The sequence below is a fragment of the Pseudarthrobacter sp. efr-133-R2A-89 genome (assembly GCF_030209315.1).
In the GTDB taxonomy this organism is placed as follows: Bacteria; Actinomycetota; Actinomycetes; order Actinomycetales; family Micrococcaceae; genus Arthrobacter.
This window is the reverse complement of record NZ_JARVSE010000005.1, coordinates 461,211-481,686: the sequence shown is the minus strand read 5'-3', so window position 1 is coordinate 481,686 and position 20,476 is coordinate 461,211. Positions and strand designations below refer to the sequence as shown.

Below are 20,476 nucleotides of genomic sequence, written 5' to 3'. Positions count from 1 at the left end.
TATCGCCTCCATTCGAATCATAAGGGTATGATCTATACATAGTTATGTCCCCGAGCGTCCACAGGAGGCTGAGTAGCAATGAAGAAGGCACACGGACTGAGGCGGTACTTCTACGAGTACGTCTTCTACAAGGCAGTCGAGCAGGCCCGGGAGCAGAGCGGGGAGATCATTCCGATCTCCCAGGCGAAGGCCATCCGTGCACGGGTCGACCAGATCCTCAGCCAGCGCGGAACCGCCCTGGCTGATCCCGGACTCGGCGTCACCGCGTGCCTGACTGCGATCGACACGGCCTTCTCCGAGCGCGTCCCGGACTACGAGGCGCAGTTCGGCGACCACTCCCCCGCCAACGAGCGCTACCAGACGCTGCAGCGCGAGTTCACCCGTGCCACGGGCGTCGGAGCGGAGATCGACCCGCGTTCGGCGCGGCTGCCGATCAGCCCTTACGACCCGGCCTGGTCCGAGCGCGCGACGGTGAAGCGCGCAGGTACCGAGCTGCTCTACATTCCCGACGAGACGATCGTGAAGAACGCCGGCGGCGAGGTGGAGTCCTTGTCTGAGCCGCGCCGCGGGAACATGACGCTCTGGCGGCTCGACGAGGACGGTAAGCCGTACGAGGCCGGCCGTGCCATGACCAACGACGACGCCGCAGGCCTCACGGCGCTCATGGACAAGATGAGCCGCCAGGAGTACGACCAGGTCCGCGAGTGGGTCATCGACGGCGGACGCGACCCGCAGACCGGCCGCGTTGACCGCAACCGTTTCATGTCCCAGCGGGCGGTGGCGCGCTCGGCGGCGCTGCTCGAGGAGCTGAAGTCCCAGGGCGTGGCCTACGAGGTCCTGCGCGACCGTGAGCCCGGGCAGATCAAGGCCCGGATCTCCGGGACCGGCATGGAGATCCGTCTCACTGACACGCGCCAGGAGGAGTACGCCGGGGCGCGCATCTACGACAACGGAACGGTGCTGCGCTACAGCACCAATCACCGGGTGCCCGGCGGCATGGCCGTGCCCGCCCCGACTTCCGAGGACGCCGTGCGGCTGTTGCGTTTCGCCCAAGGCCTGCCCATCGAACGCCAGGATCTTCCCGGCACGGTGGTCGGCGTCGTCGGCTCCAGCCACCCCGAGCATGGCCGCGGCCGCTCCCTCATCGACGTGCCGGACAGCTATCACGTCGACCGCGAGAGCATGTTCGTCGTCGCGGACTATGTCGTCCCCGGTGAGAGCGCCCCGCGCCCCGGGTCCAAGGTCATGCTGCGCCGGGATGCCAAGAACCACTCCCTGCCGACCTTCTTCGTGGATGCAGAGCCGGCCGAGGCCTACGGTCGCGAGGCCGTGGACACCGCGCGGGAGAACCTGCGCGCCGCCCTGGGCGTCGAGGAGCTGATTCTGCGCGCGGAGTCTGAGCTGCAGCGCACCGGGGGCGCGCTCGACGAGATCGAGCCCCCGGAGTATGCCTCTGACCCCGAGGTCGCGGCGATCCAGCGCTCTTACTGGGACGTACTCACCGGAGCGCGCAGCGAGCTGCTGCGTCCGGGCGCGACCGAGGAGATGTACCAGGAGCGCCTGGAGGAGATCGGCGAGCTGCAGGCCGGTGAGCTTCCGGACCTGGGCAACCTCGTCTATGGTGGCACGGCCGCCGACAAGGTCCGTGCGCACGCTGATGACGTTCCGTTCGAGCTGGTCGGCACCTGGGATGCGGAGCCGCACCTGATCGACGGCGAGTGGCTCGACCAGCGCTTCGACCCCGCCCGCGTCGCCAAGTACATGACCAGCCCGACCGGCCAGTGGTCGAACCTGGACAACCTCGCCTCGGCGCTGCGCCGCTGCGGGGTGCCTCCCACCGAGCTCATGGGTACCAGCTTCCAGGCGACCCGCTTCAAGGACCGGATCGTCTCCTTCCACACGGCCACCGCCGCCCCCATCGCCGAGCATCCCTCGGAGTTCATGCGTCGGATCGGTCAGACCGTCCGGGAGAGCATCGAGCGCAACGCCGCGACGCCGGGTGAGATCCTGGTCGACGCGCAGGGCGTCATCAGCTGGACCGCCGAAAAGCTGCGTCGTGACGGCAAGGCCACGCCGGTCTCCGGTGAGATCGGCCAAGTCTTCGATGTCGGCAGCCATGGGGAGATTGTCACGCGCTTCGCCAGTGGCGAGAACGCGCTGATCGTCCCCGGCTACGAGGCGCGGATCAAGGCCCAGACCCCGGGCGAGGCCCCCAAGTCGGTCGAGGAGCGCACGGTGCTGCGCGGCTACGAACAGCTGATGCACGAGCGCATCCAGTACCAGCTTGCCGGTGACCTCGTCTCCGGCCGCAGCCGGACCGGCGAGCCGGCCTCGCTGAACGCGGTGTACTCGCAGCTCTACGGCACCAAGCACCCGGTTGACTTCATCGAACGGGCCACGACGTATGAGGTCGACCCCGCCACCGGCAAGGCCACCGCACGACTGGACGAGTGGACGGCCTCGATCCTCGAGACCGAGGCCAAGCGCGTGCGCTACTCCAACGAGATCAAGCAGGGCTCGACGATCTACGCCGAGTACCGCGCCGAACGCGATCGCACCGACCCGGCCGACGACAACGTCTTCGACGCCTGGCGGCTCACCGGTGGACGGAACATGACGGTGCTCACGGGAACCGACCGTAACCATGTGACGGCTCCCGGCGGCTTCTTCGATCCGGTGATGACCGGCGGCGCGACCAACCAGGGCATCGTGCGCTACCTCACCGAGGACGCCGCCGTGCGCCCCGACGGCACGATTGAGCCGGGTGACCCGGAGACCGTGACCGGCTCCCGCGCCCCGCTGATGAGCCGGCCGGAGCTGGAGACGCTGCGCTATGACCCGTTCGACCGCCAGCAGATGACGGCCTCGACGATCATGCAGTCTTCCGAGGTGACGAAGCCGACCGGCACCGCTCTGATGACCTTCGGCGGCTGGACGGCCGACGACCCGATCGTGGTGTCGACGGAGTTCTCCGAGCGGCATCGCATCCGCGGGGCCGGTGGCCAGCTGCGCGACCTCGTCGTGGGCGACAAGATCAGCGATCTGCACGGCAACAAGGGTGTCGTCTCTCTGGTGGTCGACCGCCACATGGACCCGGACGAGGCGCGTGCCCAGGGCCTGGAGCAGGAGGTGGCCTGGTTCAGGGAGAACCCGGGCATCGACGTGGTGATGAGCCCGTTCTCGCTGATCTCCCGCCGCAACGCCGGATCGGCGCGCGAGCTGATGGGTGGTGCCGTGGGCGACATCCGCCGCCCGGCCGTCCAGGGCCCCGATGCCGGGCCGGTCGACGGAGGGTTGGGCGAGATGCGGTTCGTGGTCACCCACATGGCTGTCGACGAGAAGACCAAGATCTACGACGACGAACAGGTGCGCGCCGGCAAGGGGCGCAAGGCCTCCTCGCAGCTGGCCTGGGCGCTGCAGTCCCAGGACTGCCCGGCGATCATGCGCGAGTTCTACGGCCACAACTCCGGTGCCGAGTCGAACCTGCGCGAGTATCTGCTGGTGGCGGGACTGGACATGGAGGCCGACGGCACCCTGCGTGTCGTGGGCCAGGCCGAGAGTGTCGACGAGCGGCCCGAGCGCCGTCTGATCCCGATGCCGGAGCTGATGCGCACGCAGCCGCGCAGCGAAGGCGCGACGCCGGGGCTGAACACCACGGCCATGCGCAAGTCCTTCGGCGACCTGATCGGCGATCGTGGCGGCGACATGGAAATCCCCTTTCCGCTGACCTACCCGACGAGTCAGCTGACCGAGACGGTCAGCGCGACTTCGTGGAAGCTGCCGGTGCTCTCTTCGCACCTGCGCAGCGGCCAGGAGTTCGACGACGGCACGTCCGTCACGCATGACTACACGCGCAGCTATCAGGACGTCTTCGTCGAAGCCTGCCGCTACCGGTACATGGCCGAGCAGCTGGACGACCACGGCCTGTCGCCGGACAAGCGCGCCGAGGTGCGCCGGGGCATGAGCGAGTCTGTCTCGCGGGCCCAGCGTGCCTTCGAGGCGATCACCACGGACGTGCAGAACCGCGTGCTGACCGGCAAGAACAACATCTTCAAGACCGGGCTGATGAGCTCGCGCCTGTCGGACTCGGCCACGATGGTCTGGACCGCCGACCCTCGGCTGGACATCGATCAGATCGCTCTGAGCCCGGTCAAGGCCGAGCAGCTGGGCCTGGCCGAAGGCGATCACGCGCTGGTCTGGCGCGACCCGGTCCTGCGCGACGCCGGCGTGCGCTACATGCGCGTGGCGATCGACGACCGGCTCACCGGCGCGGCGATCAACCCGGTGATGGACCAGTGCTTCGACGGCGACTTCGACGGTGACGCGGTCGCCGTCGTGAGGCTGCACAGCGAGGCCGCCAAGGCCGAGGCGATGGCCAGGCTCTCGGTCGGAGCGAACCTCCTGGACACCGGCGTGGTGAAGGCCGACGGCTCGCACCCGCTGGCCATGCAGGTCTCGCTGGACACCCAGGTGGCGCTGTCCAAGAGCCCGGAGCTGGCGGAGAGCCTTGAGAGTGTCGTCAAGGAGGCGAACCGCCTGCGGTTCGTCAGCGATCCGCACGAGGTTGCCGCCGGCCACGAGGTCCTCGTCGAGGAGCTCAGCGATCTCTATCGCTCGGCACAGCGCGGCGAGTTCGGCTCGGCGCTGACCTTCAGCAGCCGCGAGGCGCACTTGCAGAGCGTGCGCGAAGTCTGCGTCGAGACCGGGGCCAAGGGTAGCGAGAAGAAGCTCGGGGACTACGCCCGCAACCTCGGCGACGAGCAGGGCACGCCGGGCATCACGCAGGAGGACCAGGAGGCCTCGATGTTCGCCACGGCGATCAAGGCCCACGGCACGGGACTGGGTGGCTCGTTCTCCCAGCGTGCGGTGCGCGCCCTGCGTGGCGCTGACCTGAAGGCGGTGCTTGAGGTGACCTATCCGGTGACCCAGTCGATCCTGCAGGCCAAGCACGACGCTGCGGAGGCACGGCACAAGTACGAGATGCTGCAGGGTCCCGGGCGCGATCTGTGGCGCGGCCGCAAGCTCGAGCACACCGGCCCCGGCCAGTGGCGTCCCGAGTTCGCCGACGGCGAGGCTGTCCAGGCCACGGCCGAGGAGTGGGAGGCCCAGTTCGTCGAGTTCTACGAGGCCAAGGACGGGTTCAACGTTTCGGTCAACCCGGACTGCGTCGCCCGTGTCGCCCGCGCGCTGGAGGACCCGAAGTCGGGCCTGGTGCGCAACCTCGAGGAGGACCCGTCCCTGGCGGGCACGGTGATGGACCGTATGGCCTACGGCGGCGACTTCGAGGCGCTGGTGCAGGCTGCGAAGAATCGCGAGAGCGTCTTCGACGGCGAGAAGAACGAGCAGTTCGCCTCAGCGGGCACCCGCCGTGCCCGGGCCGCGGCGGCGCGCGAGCTCGACGCGTTCGCGGCGCACGGCCTCGACGGGCTGGACGGCCTGGAGTCCGCGGAGGCCGCGGTGGATGCCGCGGTCCTCAAGCGTGACGTGCTCGCGCAGACCGGGGACGGGGCCGCCAGGGCGCGCGGTGCCAGCCGGCGCTCGGCACACGCCGTCGGCGTGGGCGGCCGTCGCCCGGCCTGGACGCCGAGCTACGAGACCGGGCAGCAGCAGAGTGACGACGACTATGGACTGGGAGGCTGACATGACACAGGACACGGAGCAGGAAATGGGTCCGGGCGGCAGGGGCCGGGGGCGCAAGGCACTGCCTGTCGACCCGTTGGGCGACGTCCATGCCGTGTACGGGATGGACGGCGGGGAGGAGGACATCATCGACGCGGAGATTGTCGACGAGCCGGAGACGCAGGCCGGACACGACACCTCACGCGGGCAGCGCGAGCGGCTGCGCGACCGTGCCCGCGGCTTCTTCGGGGCCACGACGCGGGAGCGGACCGAGGAGCGGGAGCGCCAGCGTGCACGCGACCAGAAGCGCGCTGCGGCCGACGATGACGGCCTCGACGACCGGGAGCGGCTGCTGAAGCTTCGGGCGGAGACGCGGCTGGCGGGCGAGGCGTACATGCAGACGCTGCGCGATTCGAAGCTGCTCGTGCCCGGCTTCAACGACGGGGAGCGCACGAAGGAGTTCGACGCGATGCACGCGGTCTACATGCAGATGATGATGCAGGGCTGCCTGCGTCCGCTCACCCGCGGCGTGAACCCGAACTCGGTCATCCAGGCCGCCGGCATGATGATGGCAATGCGGATGCTCGCTCCTGACTTCAGGAAGGAGATGGACTCCTACCTGCAGCCGTTCAAGGACAAGGTCCAGGACCGGATCGACGCGAAGACCCGGCACATCGGCGAGAGGGCCGAGCGCCAGGCGGCCCTGGTCGGAGATCTGTTCGGGGGCGCGCCGGAGGCGCAGGAGGCCGCCGGCGACGACGGCGGGAAGCAGTCCGGGAAGTCGGGCGGGCGGTGGGGCACCAGCAGGGACGACTTCCTTTCCCGACGCTGGCGTACCCGCCTGGAGGACCTGGAGCGCCGCGAGCGGGGCAACCGTGAGTTGTTTACTCCCGAGTCGGCGGCCATGACCGAGGTCGCACTCATGGAGAACGCCTTCTGGAAGATGCGTGACCTCGAGCAGGACGCGAAGCAGATCAACGCCAGCTACAAGGCCCTGCGCAAGCGCCTGCGCCAGCAGATGGAGGACGACGGGCTCGACCGTGCCGAGGTGGTCAAGCGCGCCCGGACGATCATCGGCGAGCGGATGGAGTCCGAGCCGGAGCTGCGCCTGATGTTCAACGGCGTCGCGCACGGCCGCATCGTCAAGGCCCCGCCGCACGAGGCCCGCCTCGCGGGCACCGACAGGGTACGCGAGGTCTGGACCGGGGAGTTCGACGACCACCTGGGCCGGCGGATCCCCGACGAGGGCATGTTCACGCTGCGCCTGCCGATGGAGCCGGACGAGCACCAGGTGCAGCTGGCGGAAACCATGAAGGCGGCGATGCTGGACGGCGTCCAGCGTGGCGACGGACAGGCCCTCGGCGGCAGTGTCATGGGCTACATGATCGGTTTCGCGGCCAAGAAGCAGGGCCTGGACACCCGCGGGCTGCCCGAGGACCTCCAGCAGCGCCTCGACCAGTCCGAGAGCATGCTCGCAAGCATGGAGATCGATGGCCTCTCGGACGAGGAGCAGCAGCGTGTCTACTCGAACGCCTACGTGGACGCCATCGAGGAGCTGAACAAGGAGGACCCGGATTTTGAGCACGAGCTCAAGCTGGCCCTCGGCGAGGACTGGCAGGACACGATGCGGGCCGCGGTCGACGATCCCGCTACTTTCCTGGCGGCGCAGCGCACGCGGCCCCAGCCCTTCCGACAGGGGCCCGGCCCCTCGGCCCGGCCGGGGCCGGAGGGCCAGTGGAGCCGCGACCGCGGAGCCGAGGACTACCAGCCGGCATAGTCCGGAAACGAACGAGAAGGAGACAGGACCATGAGCGACGACCAGCAGGTAGAGCAGCAGGAGCGGTACGGTTCCCGGCTCGCCCAGATGTTCGGGTACGTCACGCCCGAGGACCGCGGTCGCTGGGAGCAGCAGCGTGCGCAGAACAAGAAGAACGTCAACGCAACCAAGCAGGGTGCGAAGTCCTCCGTGAGCTCGATGATGGAGTTCGGCGACAAGAACATCAACGCCAAGCTCAACGCGGCCCACCGGATCGCCGACCAGCAGCGGTTCGACGAGTCCCACGACAAGATCGTCAGCACACGGCGCGATCCGAAGACTCGGTCGATTATTGAGTCAGTTGACTACGAGTACAAGGACGACCGCCAGTCCATTGATCCGGATTTCGAGCTTTAGTTTGAATGGATACCGACAGGTCTGTGGATCGCTTTTCGACAGGCCTGTCGGATAAACTGGTTTTCAAGCAGTAAGCGGACGACGAGGGATGATAGGACAAAGGTGTGGGCATGAAGACGACGGTTCATCCGCGGATCAGCAAGCGTGGATTCATCTCGAAGGTGGCCGGCCGCAGCGGACAGCCGATAAGGGTGGTGAGTGAGGTGTACGAGTCGCTCATCGCGGAGCTCACCGACGCCGTGCGCCGTGGAGACACCGTCGTGCTCACCGGCTTTGGCCGCTTCGCCCGGCAGACGCACAAAGGCCACAAGGTCCGGTTCGGCAAGAAGGACGTGGATGACTACTCGGTGCTGAAGTTCTCCGCGTCACGCAGCATCAATCGACGGCTCGATCCGGACGCTGACCTGGGTGGCCCGGAGACCTTGCGGCTGATCGACGAGTTTGACGAGGCTGAGGAGGTCCTTGCCCGGGTGGCGGGATAGACGACGGACAGCTGCTGACAGAAAAAAAGAAGAACCCCGGCGATGCGGAAGCATCACCGGGGTTCTTGTGTCCGTAAGGGGCTGCAGGTGCCAGGACCGGTCCCTGTGCACGGCGCATCGTCAGGGGTCGCTTATGATCGCTCGGTGATCTCGTCTGAATTCCTTACCTGTACCTCCCATGTGCCATTGCTCCAGTCAGTGGTGCAATGCGATCCATTTGGCGTGATTGTCAGGTCGGCGGAACAGGACTGGGACCCGAGCACTTTGTTGTCCGCCCTCAGCCAGGCGTCGGCCGTTCTGGTCGCCATCATTGGAGGTTTCCTTGTCAGCAGGCTTGTTGCGATCTCCAGCGAACGCGAGGGCATCAGGAGGCTGGTGGAGGCAGCAGCTGGACGCATTGGGCACATTGAGGCGGACCTGAAAGAGGCCCATCGGACCCGATTGGACAGGGCGGAACGCTACTTCTACGAAGTGGCAGTGGAAAAACTGCTTGAAAATCCGTCCTTGGACTTGGATGCCCTGATTCAAGAGCGTGTCGCACGGGGAACGGCAGAAGAAGAGCTCAAACCGTACGCGGTTGCACTCCGGCAACGGGTGCAAAATGCAGTGCAGGCCATCAATTTGAAGCTCAGAAAAGGCGATACCAGGAATCTTGACCTTGAAGATCTCGTCGAGCGCGGTCTGGAAATCCCGGACGCCCACCAGGATCTTTATGAACAGGCATTCAAGCGCCGGCGCGCCTTCCTGCCAAAACCTCCCGCACTATCGATTCTTGGATCCACAGATCTCTTCGACTACTCAAATCTGGCAGCGGCGTTGAGACCGGACTGGGCGATCGCAGCGGACGTGCGACGACAGGATGAGGAAATCCGCGCTGAGGCTGATCTGAAGACGCAGCTGCGGGCTGCTGTTGCCGAGCGGGACCGCTTGAATGAAGAGCTGGCCCGCGTCGGCAAGCCAGAGGGAGTGGCTGCGGCCATGTGGATGCTGGGCCTCCTCTCGCTGGGAATCCTCGTACCTTTGGTCATGATGGCCTTTGAGCCCAAGGGCCTGGACGTCGTGTCCAAGATTCTGCTGCTTGTCAGCTTTGTCATCGGACTGGTGGCGATTCTTTGGTATGTGGGTTGGTTCTGGCTGAAGATCGGCAGTGACAAAACACAAGCTACGCCAGGAAGGTCCTCGGAAGCCCCGCCCCGGTAAAGGCCAGTAGTCACGCAATCTTGATGGCCGCCTTTTGCCGACGTTTTGCCGTTGCATTGCGAACCTCGGCGGCAATGCTCCAGGCAGCCGTTTCCGCAGTTCCGTTGGCCGGATGCACGAGAACACCGTGTGGGCCCGTGAGGCTTTCACCTGTACGGGTGCTGGCGTGCACGCAGTACCTGCGCTGGTTGTGCACGGTGTAGGTGACTTCCAACTCCAGTTCGACATCCCAGATGTGCTGCTGGTCCCGCAGAGCTTTCCTTGTCGCCGCCAGGAACATCAGGGCCGCGGCATCTTCAATCTGCTGTGAGGTGGGTTCCTTGTAGCGCCGGCCACCGGCAGTCCCGGCAGACCCAGCGGGGTTTGTAACAGCTTCAGTGGACATGACGACTCCTGTTTCGAATGTGGTTGGTTTCCCTGATCGAAGAAGGACCCGGTCACAGCTTTGCTGTGACGCTTCCCGGTGCTTGGTGCTGTATCCAGCCGGGAGGAAGCCTTGTTTCCACCCCTGCTTCGCTGGGCTTACGCTGTGCCCACGATGTTCGAAGGTTTGCCGGCCGCCCTGCATCCTCCTGTTGCCCTTGCTTTGGCCAAGGCCGTGGAGTCGATACCACGCGGTGACGCACTGTCCGGCGGCTCAGTCTTTGAGATGAAGTTCGACGGTTTCCGGGCAGTGTGTCTGGTCGGTTCGGATGGGGCGTGGCTCTACAGCAGACAGGGCAAGGATCTGAGCAGGTACTTTCCGGACGTGTTGGCTTCCGTGCGTGAGCAGATCCCTCCGGGCTGTGTTGTCGATGGCGAAGTTGTGGTGTGGTCCGAAGGGCGGCTGGATTTCGATGCGCTGCAGATGCGCCTGGTGAGCTCAAAGGCGGCTCTTGCGGAGCTCGTGATGAAAAGCCCTGCCTCGCTGATCGCCTTCGACGTCCTGGCAGTGGCGGGGCAGGATACCCGCGGGCTTCAATTCCGGGACCGCCGGGCTCTGCTCGAGGAGCTGGCGCGCGGGTGGGTTCCGCCACTGCATCTGTCACCGGCGACCAGCGACCGGGCCCTGGCGGCCACGTGGTTCAGTGACATGACCGCCACGGGCGTGGAAGGAATTGTGATCAAGGGTGAAGGGCAGACGTACGAGCCCCGGCGAATTTGGCTGAAGGTCAAGAGCAGAAGCGCCCTTGATGTGGTTCTTGCGGCGGTCATAGGTCCCATGGCGCACCCGCGGGCAGCGGTGGTGGGTTTGCCGGTACACGGACGGCTGCGGATTGTCGGCCGGTCCACGTCCTTGACGGCTCGTGCGGGAAGGGATCTGGCCATATATCTTCATCCTCCCCGGGGAAGGCATCCATGGCCGGAGGAAATCAGCGAACGGGTGCTGGACCGCTTCACCAAGGAGGGCGGCACCACTCGCTTGACTTTGGTGGAGCCGTTGGTGGTTGAAGTCTCGGCCGACATAGCCTGGTCGGGTCAGGCATTCCGGCATTCAGTCCGCCTCATACGGGTCAGGCCTGAGTTGTCGCCGACGGAAGTATCCCTCCCGGAAGGCTTCCAGCGTGCCTGGCGATAAAGAATGTAGCCATGTGAAGAATGGAGTCATGCGACGAGAAGATGAACCTGAAGAGTTCGAGATTGCCGACTCGTATTTTCAGGAGCTGAGGACCTGGCTGGGCTTCCGGGATTCCCACGAGGCGTGGATCCCGGAAGCCGGAAGCCGTCTGGCGCAGGACGATGGGCTCATCAAACCCCACCAGGCGTCGCACAACATCGCCAATGCGGTAGTCAGCGCGATCGATCATTTGCACGCGCTGGACAGCATCATGCTTGGTGCCGGAGCATCACATACTCTTGCCCCGTTCTCGCTGGTCAGGGCAGCCATTGAGTGCGCCGCACAGGCCGCCTGGATTTCAGCGCCAGAAGAACAGGCGACCAGGATAGTTCGTTCGCTGTCTCTGTCGCTGAAGGTAGCCAAAGACCGCGAGACTGCGTACAGCGAACTGGCACGTCGCCATCCGAATCTTCAGGGAACGCTTCCGGACTTCGACAGCGACAAGGCGCAACTGCAGGCTATTCTCGATGCCTCCGGGGCCGCTGGAAAGTTGATTCTCCCCAGCAGCACGCACATACTCACGCAGGTCCGCGACCTGGTGCCCAGGACGTCCGCCTTGTCCGTATGGCAGCTGTGCTCGGGTTTTGCCCACGGCAGGCGCTGGGCCGCGGATGCCGTGCTGAAGCCGGCGCAGTCAACTTCTCTGCCGGATGATGTCATCGCCAAGGAAAACCGGCCGACCATGAGGCTGCTTGTCTGGGCCCTTACCCCGGCTATGGATTTGATCCGGTACAGCCTCGAGCGGCATTCCGAGCTATCGCGGGCCTAAGCACCCAATTTGTGCCCGCTGAAGCAAGAATCGGCAGCCGGAGCGGGTTCCGCGAAAGATGCCGCGCGACTCAGTTATCCGCGATGGCGAAGATCACGATAATGATGATGATCGGGATGAGCAGCACGCCCGCGCCGGCGGTGAGGTGCTCCCAGCTGAACGGCGAGTTGAGGAAGGCGATGAAGCCATCCCACAGGCTACGGACGGAGCCTACGGCCCAGGCGAAGAAGCCGGTAGCCCAGCCGATGACGGCGGTGACCGAGACTCCACTTAGTGCGCACAGCCCCACGATCGTTCTGGTGTTCTTGAGCATGGCCAGTCCCCTCATTTCCGGTCCTCGAACAGCAGGTAGTAGAGCCCAATGTGCGGGGTGACGAGCACGGCGAAGGCCAGCCAGGCCCGCTTCGGGTCCTCGATCACCCATGTGATCCCGTCTTTGACGGGTTCGGCGTAAGCGATCACCGGCGCAAGAACATCGGTGCGGAAGACCACATGGAAGATGCCGTAGGCCATTCCCAGGGCGATCGCCAGGGCAAGGCTCCGGCGGATTGTCAGCTGCGCCCGCGGGCTCATCCCCCGGCGTGGTTCCTCGACGGCCGGAGCCCAGGCCTGGTGGTCCGTGTCGCAGTCGTGCATCACTTAATCCCGTTTCCATCGAATCATCATTCATGCCCATTCTATGAGAAAGGCTGAATGACGAACAGAAACGAGGCGCAATGGTCAGTCGAACTCGAGGTCTGCACCGACGGGTGCGGGTATGTCGAGCCCCCTGCCCGCCTGCGGGGCAGGGTTCTTCGCCGCGGATGCGCGGCGCTGGGCGGCGAGCTGGTCGAGGGTGACCCCGACGGGCCGCCCGAGGCGCTGGCCGGCTGTCCGGTAGACCTCACTGTCGCGGCGTGCGCCGATGGCGACGATCTCGCGCCGGGTGATGCCGCCGGGCGGCTCGGGCCTGATGTCGCGTGAGACGATGCGCAGCGGCGGCTTCTCATGGGGATCCGCACCGACGTAGGTTGTGTCGCAGTCGGAGAGGTCGGCAAAGCGGGAGTCGTAGTCCAGCGGCTTAGTCGGGTGGCGGCGGCCGTTGAGCCGGTGGAGCATGACGATGGTGGCCTCAAGGAGCGCCTCATCCCGGCTGTGCGGATTCTTCAGGGCGCGCTGGTTGAACCGTTCGATGTCCTGGCGGGCCCCGGGGCTGAGATGGACCTTGATCCGCAGCCCCTCAGTCATCGTCGAGCACCTTGCGGATCATTGACCGGGCCGGCTCGCCCAGCTCATCGCCGAGCTCATCGAGGGTCAGGCCGGGCTCCTCGGAGGCGTCGGAGGCACGGATGCGGCGGGAGAGCTCGGCCTGGAACGCAGCCTCGTCGGCGTGGACCCGCCGGAGCAGGTCGACGAAGTCGGCGAACGGGATTACGGCGGCCTCGGGGACGTTCCCGTCACCGAAGATCAGGGGTTCGGCATCCCCGGCGCGGAAGCGCTCGAGCAGGGTGCCCAGGTCGGCGGCGGTAATCTTCTGGGTCGGGGCGACGTTCACGGAGAACTTCGGCAGGGAGCCCTCGCGCGGGGCCTGGGGGGTCTTGTCGTCAGTCATGGTTCCAGTCTATTCGTGGTCGAATGGGATGCCAGTGCCTCATATCCCACCATTCCTGATGGACACTGAGTCGCTGGGGAATGGCGTAGCGGGGCAGTTGAAGAGAAGCAGGCCCGCGCCCTGCGGCCCACTGCGGGTCGAGGGCGCGGGCCATGCGTCAGAACTCGCCCGAGCCGGGCTGGACGTCGAACACCGGCACGCCGAGGGCCTGCCAGGCGCGGATCACCCTGGGCCGGTCATCCAGCGCGAGCCGGACGTCCCACCGCCCGCGGATGAAGGCCTCGTAGATCTCGGGCTTGACGATGTCGTCCGGCCGGCGGTCGCCCTGTCCGCGCATGAACAGAGGGCAGCTGGCAGTCCACTCCCCCACATGTTCGATGAGCCAGGCGTAGGTCGCGCGGCCGACGTCCCAGCCGTTGTCGTCCATGACCGGCCTGCCGGAGCAGAACACGATCTCAAGTCCGGCAGCGTGCAGGGCGCGCACGGTTTCGATCACTGGCGGGTTGGCAGGTCCCAGGGGACGAGCCGGTACTCGTGGTGTCCCCTGATGAAGCGTCCGTCGGGAAGGGTGTGCGTTGCGACCGTCCCGTCGATGTCGACGATCACGGCCGGCGAGATGACCGCGGCCGTGGCAGTGCTGATTTCTGTCATGGTGGGTCCCTCCTTCCGGGCGGTGAGGCTATTCAGTAAACGGACGCTCGGCCTCGACGTCGAGCGGGACGATCGTCCCGAAAAGTCCTGCAGCATGCTGTGACCCGTGCGGGACTGCCAGCAGGTCGGGACCATCGGGCATGACGCCGGACTCTCCGCATGTGGGACACGTCCATGTCCAGGTGACGGGCGCGTGCACAACGCGCCTGTCGATGATCACCCAGTCGAAGCGGTCAACCCAGTCCTCGCGGCCGAGAGGCTGACAGAGATCGGCGTCGAAGAGCGCATCGGGCACTGGTGTCCGGCTGCTCATCGCACTCCTTCTTCGGCCGGTGCGGGACCGGGCTGGGGCCACCCAGTACTCCCCGAGGGGCTGGATGGTCCCGTTCTCATGGCCATGGCAGGTCAGTTCGAGAGAGCCCGCCCATTCGTGGGGACCCTGGGTGATCGCGGTGCCAGCCGGCACCTGCAGCGGAGCGTGGTCGTGGCCGTGGTAGTCGCGGCAAGCCGACTCGTCGTCGTTCACGAGCTTGAGGGCGCAGCACGCGCAGAGGATGAAAACACCGCTGGCCAAGGTCAGTCCCCGCCTTCCTGGTTGTCGTACTGGCTGACATAGCCGATGAGAAAGTTGTCGTCGACCGGATCGAAGCCGTGCCGCTCCGTGAACTCCGTGTGGTACTCGGCAGGGTCCCGGTCTCCCGGGTGCGGCCGGACGGAGCCGATCGCGTTGGCGATCCACTCCAGTTCGTCGGCACCGGACCACTCCGGCTTGGTGCCGAGGCCGAGGGCAATGGCGTCGACGATGTCGGTGTCGGTCACAGGTCCGGGGTTGCCGTTGGTCCGGGACAGCGGCCTGCGGCAGTCGGGGATGAATCCCATGGCAAGCAGGACGGTCACCGGCAGGTGGTGGGCGTGCCAGATCGCGTCGGCGGCGTCAGTGGGGGAATCGCCCGAGGAGAGTCCGCCGGAGAGGTGCAGCCGGTAGCCGGCGACCTCGATGGTGTCCGTCTCGCTGGAGTTCAGCGCCTCTTCGAGCTCGTCGATGACCCTGCGGCCGACGCGTTTGATGACCTCCGGGCTCGGCTCGCCCTCGGCGTCCAGGTGCATGTCGGGGTCGAAGTCCTCGACCAGCTCCTCGAGCTGGGACTCGGGGTCGTCGAACCGGAACGATTCAGGGTCCGCGGTCTCCTCGACCATCAGGCGGCCGCGTTCGAAGTCGATCGGCTTGGTGCGGTCGGCCGGGACGGCGATGGCCGCGGTGAGCATATCGGCGCTCATGGGTTCTCCTTGGGTCGGGATGTGGGTGGGGTCGGCTCAGGCGGCGGATTGCTGTGTCTTCGCGGCGGCGTGCTCGCGGTAGAGGCGCACAGCCAGGTCGACGCAGTAGCAGGTGAACAGGAAGTGGATGTCCCAGTCGCGCAGGTCCCACTCCCAGGTGTCGGAGCCGACGGTGTCCTCGTGCTCAGCCAGCCATTTGTGGGCCTCCGACTCGCTGTCGGCGTGCCAGCGGGCGTCTTCGATGATTTCCATGCGCCGCTCGGCAGGGGAATGTCGTGGGACCTCGATGTCGGCGAGCTCCATCCAGTTGTGTTCCTCTGTGAGCCGGTCGAACTTCTCGTCGGGGATGCCGTCGGTGCTCCAGAGGGCAGCGCGCGCGGCAGCGGCCGCGTTCCGGCGCTCGTGGTTCAGCACGGTGCCGGTGGCCGCGAGGTGCTCCTGGGCGTTCCAGTGGGCCTCGAAGAGCGCCAACTGTGCGTCCCCGTCAAGGCCGCGCAGTTCGTGCAGGCGCGCCAGCAGCGCCAACTGCTGATGGTGGACCTCCTGGGCCTCGGTGCCGAGTCCCTCGCTTTCTTCGAGGTGCTCCCGCACCAGCTGGATGAAGAGATCCGAGTCGTACTGCTTTACTTCGCGGGAGCGGCCGCCGCAGAGCTTCTCGGCCCAGTAGCGGAAGTCGATGCTTGGCGCACCGTCGGAGTAGTAGCCCTCGCTCTTGCCGGCCGACGCGAAGAAACCGATCATGTCGGGTTCTCGGGTGAACATGTAGCCGTCGGCGATGTCGCCGCTGGTGGCCAGGTGGCCGGGCCAGGTGGTGACGTCCCAGGACCACATGCGGGTCCCTGGGGCCTGGATCCTGAAGTGGCGGTAGAGATCCTCGTCGTGCAGAACGACGAGGACGTGCTCCCGGGTCTGGGCGAGAAAGTCGGCGTACGTACGGGCGTACGGGTTCTCGGGCTTGACGGTGTCAGGTGCGGACATGGCGGGTCCCTTCCGGGTCTGCTGGTCAGGGTTGTGGTCGGGGCCGTCCGCTCGGGCGGTGCTCAGAGGATCGGCAGTGGCCGGCCGGAGGGCTTGTAGTGGCCGTCGGCCTCGTCGAGCACGGCCTCGGTGAGGAGCACGGTGGCGGGCATGAGGAACGCACCCACGAGCGCGGCGAGGCGCTGCTCGTCGGCCAGCACCCGCTCGGGGATGCTGCCGCGGGAGCTGAAGAACATGTCGGCACGCTCGATGAGGCTGGCCCGGCGGGCCTCTCTGGAGGTGAAGTGCTCGGCGATAGTCTGTCCGGGGCCGTACTCGGTGATCACCGAATAGAGCGCGGCGGGAACCTCGGTCTTCTTGCGGGTTGTGCTCACGTAGACCTGGACGCCCCATCGGCGGCAGAGCTTGGCGATGGCGTTGACCACGCTGTCCGGGGCGCTCTCCCACTGCCCGGAGCTGGACTGGTACAGCTCGTGCACTTCGTTCGCGGCGGAGGCGTCGATTGCGCCCAGGACGACGTCCGAGGCGGTCAGCAGCTGCGCGCACATGCGCAGCCGGAATGCTGGCGAGGGGTAGTGGTCGTGGAAGACGATCCGGTCGTCGTGGCAGATGACCAGGTCGTAGGCACTGTCGGGGCCCGGCACGAGCTCCTCTGAGCCGGTCTGGATTCCAGTGGCGGTCATGGCGTGCTCCTTCGAAGCTGCATTGGCTGTGTTTATGGGATGGGAAGCAGGAGGCGCGGGCGCTCCGACCTCTCGTGGAGGTGGAGCGCCCGCGCCGGTGCCGTCGGTCAGACGGCTTCTGCGATCTGCTGCTGGTCGCCGGCGGTACCGGCGTCCTCGTCGTCGACCAGAAGGGTCGGGTCGATGCCCGCAGCGCGCTGCGCGTTCTTCTCGTCACGCTCGGTGAGGGCGTTGACGATCTGTTCGTAGCTGCTCTGGATCGGCGGGTTCTTCGCCGTGCCGTAGGAGAGCACGTACTGGCTCTTCATGGCGCGCGTGAACGCGACGTAGAACATCCGCTTGGTGTCCTGGGTCATCTTCGCGTCCTCCTTGTAGAGGACGACGACGTTGTCGAACTCGAGGCCCTTGGCACCGTGGATCGTCGAGACGACGAGATCGGCCTTGGACTCGAGGTTCTTCCGCTTGCGCTCCTGGTTCTTCTGCTTGTTCACGTTCAGCTTCTGCTGGTTGCGCGTGATCTCGAAGGACAGGAGGTTGTCGCGGAGCCGGTCGAAGAACACGTTCGCAGGCAGGCTGCCCTGGTTGCACAGGGCCACCCAGCCGTTGATCGCGGCGCTGTTCTCGACCCACCACTCGGAGATGGTGCGCAGGATTGCCTTCTCGACGTTGACGTTTCCGGCATTCTTCGTCAGCTTGCCCATGTTGTCCTTGATCCCCTGCGAGACCACGAACGAGGCGTTGGCCGGCTGCACCTGCAGGACGTCGTTCCAGAAGAACTTGATGTACTTCGAGAAGATGTCCGTGGCGTAGACGCGGTCGCTGACGAGCGAGGCCACGTGCTTGTTCGGGTAGGCCTTCTCGAGCACTTCCTGGATCAGCGCCACCTCACGGCGGGCGTAGGCCAGGAAGGCCACCTGCTCGCCGCGGTCCAGGCAGGCCTGAACGTACTCCGGGATCACCGTGTTGCGCACGAGCGGCTGCAGGTCGTTGGCGATGAAGCCGGTCAGGCGGGCCACCTCGTGGTAGTTGAGGGTGACCTTCTCCTGGAAGGAGTCGGCCGTGGGCACCGCCAGCGAGTTGGCCTGCAGCTGGATGTTGGCGAACTGGTTGGTCTCCAGACCGCCAAGCACGACGTTCGCGAAGTCGAGAATCTCCTGGTTGCTCCGGTAATTCGTCGTGAGCCGGAAGGTTGCGAAGACCCCCGAGCCCTCCAGCGTGTTGAGCGCCCTCGGGTTGGCCGATCGGAACTCGTACAGCGTCTGGCTGGCGTCCCCGACGATGAACAGCGACTGGGCGTGCTTGGTGATGTACTTCAGCACGTAGATGAACTCGAAGACCGAGTTGTCCTGGACCTCGTCGATGATCAGGTACTTGCTCTGCACGTGGGCAGGCTCGGACATGTCATCGATCTTCTGGTAGCAGATGATGATCTGCAGCTCCAGCGAGGTCTGCTCGATGCGGTCGAGCAGCGCGATCACCTCGTCGAAGTGGTTCTCGACGAAGGTGTTCAGGGCCGTGAACGCGCCGGTCTTGTTCTGGTCGACCTCCAGCAGGCGGTGTCGGAACGTCGCCGCGAACTGGCTGTTCGGGTAGAAGATGTCGATCGAGTTGATGATCGTGTCGATGGCCGAGACCTTGTGGGTCGGGTGGTTCATCGAATAGATGTCGATGATCATCTTGGCGATCGTCATCGAGCCGACGTTCGGGTTCTTCTCCGTGATGTTGTCGGCGGCGGCGTTGGTGAACGACAGGACGGTGATGTCGCTGGCGGGCACCCCGCAGGTCTCGAGGTACTTGATGCGCTCAAGGATCACGGTCGACTTGCCTGTGCCCGCGCCGGCCTGCGTCATCACGAGCGGCTCGTGCGTGCTGAGCGCGTCGAGCTGCTGCTTGGACAGGTGCGGCGGGAAGACCGGGGCCGTGGCCGGCTGGGGCGGCGTGAGGAGCTGGCCCTTCATGCGCTCCAGGTGGTCGAGGGTGTGGTTCATCAGCAGGCTGAGGTTCTGCTTGGACAGCTTCGCCGCGATCGGCGCGGAGAACGTGGTGTCCAGCTGCTGGTGGATCCGGCGGTAGGCCTCCAGCGGGACGTTGTAGTTCTCCAGGTAGCGCAGCTGCACCGCGAGCATGTTCAGCTGCTCCTCGGTGGGGCTGGCCGGCATGTCCTGCACGTACTGGCAGACGGTGTCCGAGATGGCCTCGGAGTCCCAGATCTGGGCCAGGCGCGTGATGCGCTCGTAGATCGGGTACTCGTCCATCCAGTCGGCGAGCTTGTCGAGGTTGGTGGCACTCAACCCTGCGGCCGAGAGCACATCCTCGATGACGTCGCGGGCATTCTCTGCGGGGCTGGTGTCCCACTGCAGGAACACCGCCGCGTCGTGGTTGCCGTAGCCGATGGAGCGGGACACCGATACGGCGCGCTCGGGCTCGGCCAAGCCCTGCTTGAGGAAGTAGAGCTCCAGGCGGTACTGGATCACCAGGTCACGGCGGATCTTGTCGCCGGACTTATCCTCGTACACGGTCAGGGCCTGGGGGGTCATGTCGAAGTGCACGTCCCAGGAGTTGGTCGGCGTGGCGATGTCGAGCTCGAAGCGGTCATCGACATGCGGTACCGGCAGCGTGAACGACCCGCCCGAGAGCAGGGAGCGGCGCGTGATCGGGGCCAGCGGCACCAGCGCGGTGGTGATGCCGTGGTGGGTCGAGCTCTGCTTGACCTCGATGTCGCGGTCAACCGCGTAGGCGGTGTTGGTCGCGGTGTTGATCGGCCGCAGGCTCTCATTGAGCAGGCCGGTCTTCTTGCCGGACCCGGTCAGGCGCGAGGAGAAGAACTTCGGGTCGACGGTCTTCTGGGCAGCGACGGCGGCTGCGGAAAGGTCGATGTCGTCAAGCAGAATAGGCATGGTGTCGTCTTTCTTCGAACGAATCAGTAGGCGGGTCGAGAGGGTTTGTCGAATGGAAGCCGCATAGACCATTCTCACAGGAGACGAATGGTCAGTCGAATGCTCGTAGACGAGCGCTTGGGTCACGGGCGCGGGCATGAGAGCGGGAGGGCTCGCCTCTGGCGACGAGCCCTCCCGCGCTCCTCTCAACCCACCCGTCAGGGGCCGTGAGGCCCCTGAATCCGGGCGCGGCGGCGTCAGCCCCGCGGACCCGGACACCGCGCGCTACCCATGCGCGCGGCGGTCAATCGCAGGCTCACCTCTTGGGTAGGCCCGGCGGGAAGCACCTTCAGTCGGCGTTCCAGGGATTGGCCTTGGTGACGGACCCGGAGGGGTCCACCTCGACAAGGCCGAGCATGAGTGCGAGATCACGGCAGTCGGCCGCGTCCGCCGAGTGGGCGGAGACCAGCAGCAGTGCGTCGTCGCAGATCTGCTCGCTCCTGTCTTCGGGCTGTGCCGCACGGACTGTGCCGACGGCGGTGGTGGTCGTGGTGGTCATGGCAGTGACGTCCTTCTTCC

Annotated in this window: 20 protein-coding genes; 7 read left to right on the top strand and 13 right to left on the bottom strand. The window is 65.9% G+C overall.

All coding sequences use genetic code 11. From position 1 onward, the window contains the following. Positions 1–78 precede the first annotated feature (78 nt). The 5 genes from QRM95_RS11515 (at position 79) to QRM95_RS11495 (ending at position 9,474) form a co-directional block, all read left to right on the top strand. Positions 79–5,640 (top strand): hypothetical protein, encoded by a 5,562-nt coding sequence (locus QRM95_RS11515; protein WP_285247739.1) that lies wholly within the window; start codon positions 79–81, stop codon positions 5,638–5,640. Position 5,641: 1 nt separating this feature from the next. Beyond that, positions 5,642–7,396, top strand: a complete 1,755-nt coding sequence (locus QRM95_RS11510) for a hypothetical protein (RefSeq protein ID WP_133830705.1) — start codon at positions 5,642–5,644, stop codon at positions 7,394–7,396. Between the two features lie 30 nt (positions 7,397–7,426). Continuing rightward, the gene (locus QRM95_RS11505; RefSeq protein ID WP_166185560.1) at positions 7,427–7,792 is read left to right on the top strand and encodes a hypothetical protein; all 366 of its coding nucleotides are present in this window, start codon (positions 7,427–7,429) and stop codon (positions 7,790–7,792) included. Positions 7,793–7,902: 110 nt separating this feature from the next. Further along, a complete protein-coding gene (locus tag QRM95_RS11500) occupies positions 7,903–8,274 on the top strand; it encodes an HU family DNA-binding protein (RefSeq protein WP_133830707.1) in 372 nt (123 codons plus the stop codon). 144 nt (positions 8,275–8,418) lie between these two features. Beyond that, positions 8,419–9,474 (top strand): hypothetical protein, encoded by a 1,056-nt coding sequence (locus QRM95_RS11495; protein ID WP_133830708.1) that lies wholly within the window; start codon positions 8,419–8,421, stop codon positions 9,472–9,474. Between the two features lie 10 nt (positions 9,475–9,484). Here the strand turns inward: QRM95_RS11495 and QRM95_RS11490 are convergent, their stop codons facing one another. After that, the gene (locus QRM95_RS11490; RefSeq protein ID WP_133830709.1) at positions 9,485–9,859 is read right to left on the bottom strand and encodes a hypothetical protein; all 375 of its coding nucleotides are present in this window, start codon (positions 9,857–9,859) and stop codon (positions 9,485–9,487) included. Positions 9,860–10,012: 153 nt separating this feature from the next. Between QRM95_RS11490 and QRM95_RS11485 the strand changes: the two genes are divergently transcribed. Next, positions 10,013–11,032 carry an ATP-dependent DNA ligase gene (locus QRM95_RS11485; RefSeq protein WP_285247763.1) on the top strand — a complete coding sequence of 340 codons (1,020 nt, stop codon included), beginning with the start codon at positions 10,013–10,015 and terminating at the stop codon, positions 11,030–11,032. Between the two features lie 28 nt (positions 11,033–11,060). Next, positions 11,061–11,840: a hypothetical protein gene (locus QRM95_RS11480; protein ID WP_056387420.1), complete on the top strand. Its 780-nt coding sequence runs from the start codon at positions 11,061–11,063 to the stop codon at positions 11,838–11,840. A 70-nt stretch (positions 11,841–11,910) separates the two neighbouring features. Here the strand turns inward: QRM95_RS11480 and QRM95_RS11475 are convergent, their stop codons facing one another. From QRM95_RS11475 to QRM95_RS11420, 12 genes are all read right to left on the bottom strand, one after another. After that, entirely contained in the window at positions 11,911–12,168 is a 258-nt protein-coding gene (locus tag QRM95_RS11475) for a hypothetical protein (protein WP_133830727.1), read from the bottom strand. Continuing rightward, positions 12,165–12,479, bottom strand: a complete 315-nt coding sequence (locus QRM95_RS11470) for a hypothetical protein (RefSeq protein WP_133830728.1) — start codon at positions 12,477–12,479, stop codon at positions 12,165–12,167. The genes QRM95_RS11475 and QRM95_RS11470 overlap by 4 nt, the downstream gene beginning before the upstream one ends. A gap of 81 nt (positions 12,480–12,560) precedes the next feature. Beyond that, positions 12,561–13,067: a hypothetical protein gene (locus tag QRM95_RS11465; RefSeq protein ID WP_133830729.1), complete on the bottom strand. Its 507-nt coding sequence runs from the start codon at positions 13,065–13,067 to the stop codon at positions 12,561–12,563. Then, positions 13,060–13,431 carry a hypothetical protein gene (locus tag QRM95_RS11460; protein ID WP_133830730.1) on the bottom strand — a complete coding sequence of 124 codons (372 nt, stop codon included), beginning with the start codon at positions 13,429–13,431 and terminating at the stop codon, positions 13,060–13,062. The genes QRM95_RS11465 and QRM95_RS11460 overlap by 8 nt, the downstream gene beginning before the upstream one ends. Before the next feature lie 157 nt (positions 13,432–13,588). Next, positions 13,589–13,927 (bottom strand): phosphatase domain-containing protein, encoded by a 339-nt coding sequence (locus tag QRM95_RS11455; protein WP_285247738.1) that lies wholly within the window; start codon positions 13,925–13,927, stop codon positions 13,589–13,591. Further along, entirely contained in the window at positions 13,924–14,082 is a 159-nt protein-coding gene (locus QRM95_RS11450) for a hypothetical protein (protein ID WP_285247737.1), read from the bottom strand. Before QRM95_RS11450 ends, QRM95_RS11455 begins: the two co-directional genes overlap by 4 nt. A 28-nt stretch (positions 14,083–14,110) precedes the next feature. After that, positions 14,111–14,656 carry a hypothetical protein gene (locus QRM95_RS11445; protein WP_133830732.1) on the bottom strand — a complete coding sequence of 182 codons (546 nt, stop codon included), beginning with the start codon at positions 14,654–14,656 and terminating at the stop codon, positions 14,111–14,113. A 2-nt stretch (positions 14,657–14,658) separates the two neighbouring features. Next, positions 14,659–15,360 carry a hypothetical protein gene (locus QRM95_RS11440; protein WP_284975284.1) on the bottom strand — a complete coding sequence of 234 codons (702 nt, stop codon included), beginning with the start codon at positions 15,358–15,360 and terminating at the stop codon, positions 14,659–14,661. A gap of 36 nt (positions 15,361–15,396) precedes the next feature. Further along, positions 15,397–16,338: a hypothetical protein gene (locus tag QRM95_RS11435; protein ID WP_133830734.1), complete on the bottom strand. Its 942-nt coding sequence runs from the start codon at positions 16,336–16,338 to the stop codon at positions 15,397–15,399. Between the two features lie 62 nt (positions 16,339–16,400). Next, positions 16,401–17,021 (bottom strand): hypothetical protein, encoded by a 621-nt coding sequence (locus tag QRM95_RS11430; RefSeq protein ID WP_284975283.1) that lies wholly within the window; start codon positions 17,019–17,021, stop codon positions 16,401–16,403. Between the two features lie 107 nt (positions 17,022–17,128). After that, the gene (locus tag QRM95_RS11425) at positions 17,129–19,918 is read right to left on the bottom strand and encodes an AAA family ATPase (protein ID WP_285247736.1); all 2,790 of its coding nucleotides are present in this window, start codon (positions 19,916–19,918) and stop codon (positions 17,129–17,131) included. A 328-nt stretch (positions 19,919–20,246) separates the two neighbouring features. Next, positions 20,247–20,456: a hypothetical protein gene (locus QRM95_RS11420; RefSeq protein WP_133830737.1), complete on the bottom strand. Its 210-nt coding sequence runs from the start codon at positions 20,454–20,456 to the stop codon at positions 20,247–20,249. Between the last annotated feature and the right edge of the window lie 20 nt (positions 20,457–20,476).

Coding starts and splice junctions, on each gene's coding strand:
- QRM95_RS11515 (WP_285247739.1), top strand. CDS start 79: ATGAAGAAGGCACACGGACTGAGGCGGTACTTCTACGAGTACGTCTTC.
- QRM95_RS11510 (WP_133830705.1), top strand. CDS start 5,642: ATGACACAGGACACGGAGCAGGAAATGGGTCCGGGCGGCAGGGGCCGG.
- QRM95_RS11505 (WP_166185560.1), top strand. CDS start 7,427: ATGAGCGACGACCAGCAGGTAGAGCAGCAGGAGCGGTACGGTTCCCGG.
- QRM95_RS11500 (WP_133830707.1), top strand. CDS start 7,903: ATGAAGACGACGGTTCATCCGCGGATCAGCAAGCGTGGATTCATCTCG.
- QRM95_RS11490 (WP_133830709.1), bottom strand. CDS start 9,859: ATGTCCACTGAAGCTGTTACAAACCCCGCTGGGTCTGCCGGGACTGCC.
- QRM95_RS11485 (WP_285247763.1), top strand. CDS start 10,013: ATGTTCGAAGGTTTGCCGGCCGCCCTGCATCCTCCTGTTGCCCTTGCT.
- QRM95_RS11480 (WP_056387420.1), top strand. CDS start 11,061: ATGCGACGAGAAGATGAACCTGAAGAGTTCGAGATTGCCGACTCGTAT.
- QRM95_RS11475 (WP_133830727.1), bottom strand. CDS start 12,168: ATGAGGGGACTGGCCATGCTCAAGAACACCAGAACGATCGTGGGGCTG.
- QRM95_RS11465 (WP_133830729.1), bottom strand. CDS start 13,067: ATGACTGAGGGGCTGCGGATCAAGGTCCATCTCAGCCCCGGGGCCCGC.
- QRM95_RS11460 (WP_133830730.1), bottom strand. CDS start 13,431: ATGACTGACGACAAGACCCCCCAGGCCCCGCGCGAGGGCTCCCTGCCG.
- QRM95_RS11450 (WP_285247737.1), bottom strand. CDS start 14,082: ATGACAGAAATCAGCACTGCCACGGCCGCGGTCATCTCGCCGGCCGTG.
- QRM95_RS11440 (WP_284975284.1), bottom strand. CDS start 15,360: ATGAGCGCCGATATGCTCACCGCGGCCATCGCCGTCCCGGCCGACCGC.
- QRM95_RS11435 (WP_133830734.1), bottom strand. CDS start 16,338: ATGTCCGCACCTGACACCGTCAAGCCCGAGAACCCGTACGCCCGTACG.
- QRM95_RS11430 (WP_284975283.1), bottom strand. CDS start 17,021: ATGACCGCCACTGGAATCCAGACCGGCTCAGAGGAGCTCGTGCCGGGC.
- QRM95_RS11425 (WP_285247736.1), bottom strand. CDS start 19,918: ATGCCTATTCTGCTTGACGACATCGACCTTTCCGCAGCCGCCGTCGCT.
- QRM95_RS11420 (WP_133830737.1), bottom strand. CDS start 20,456: ATGACCACCACGACCACCACCGCCGTCGGCACAGTCCGTGCGGCACAG.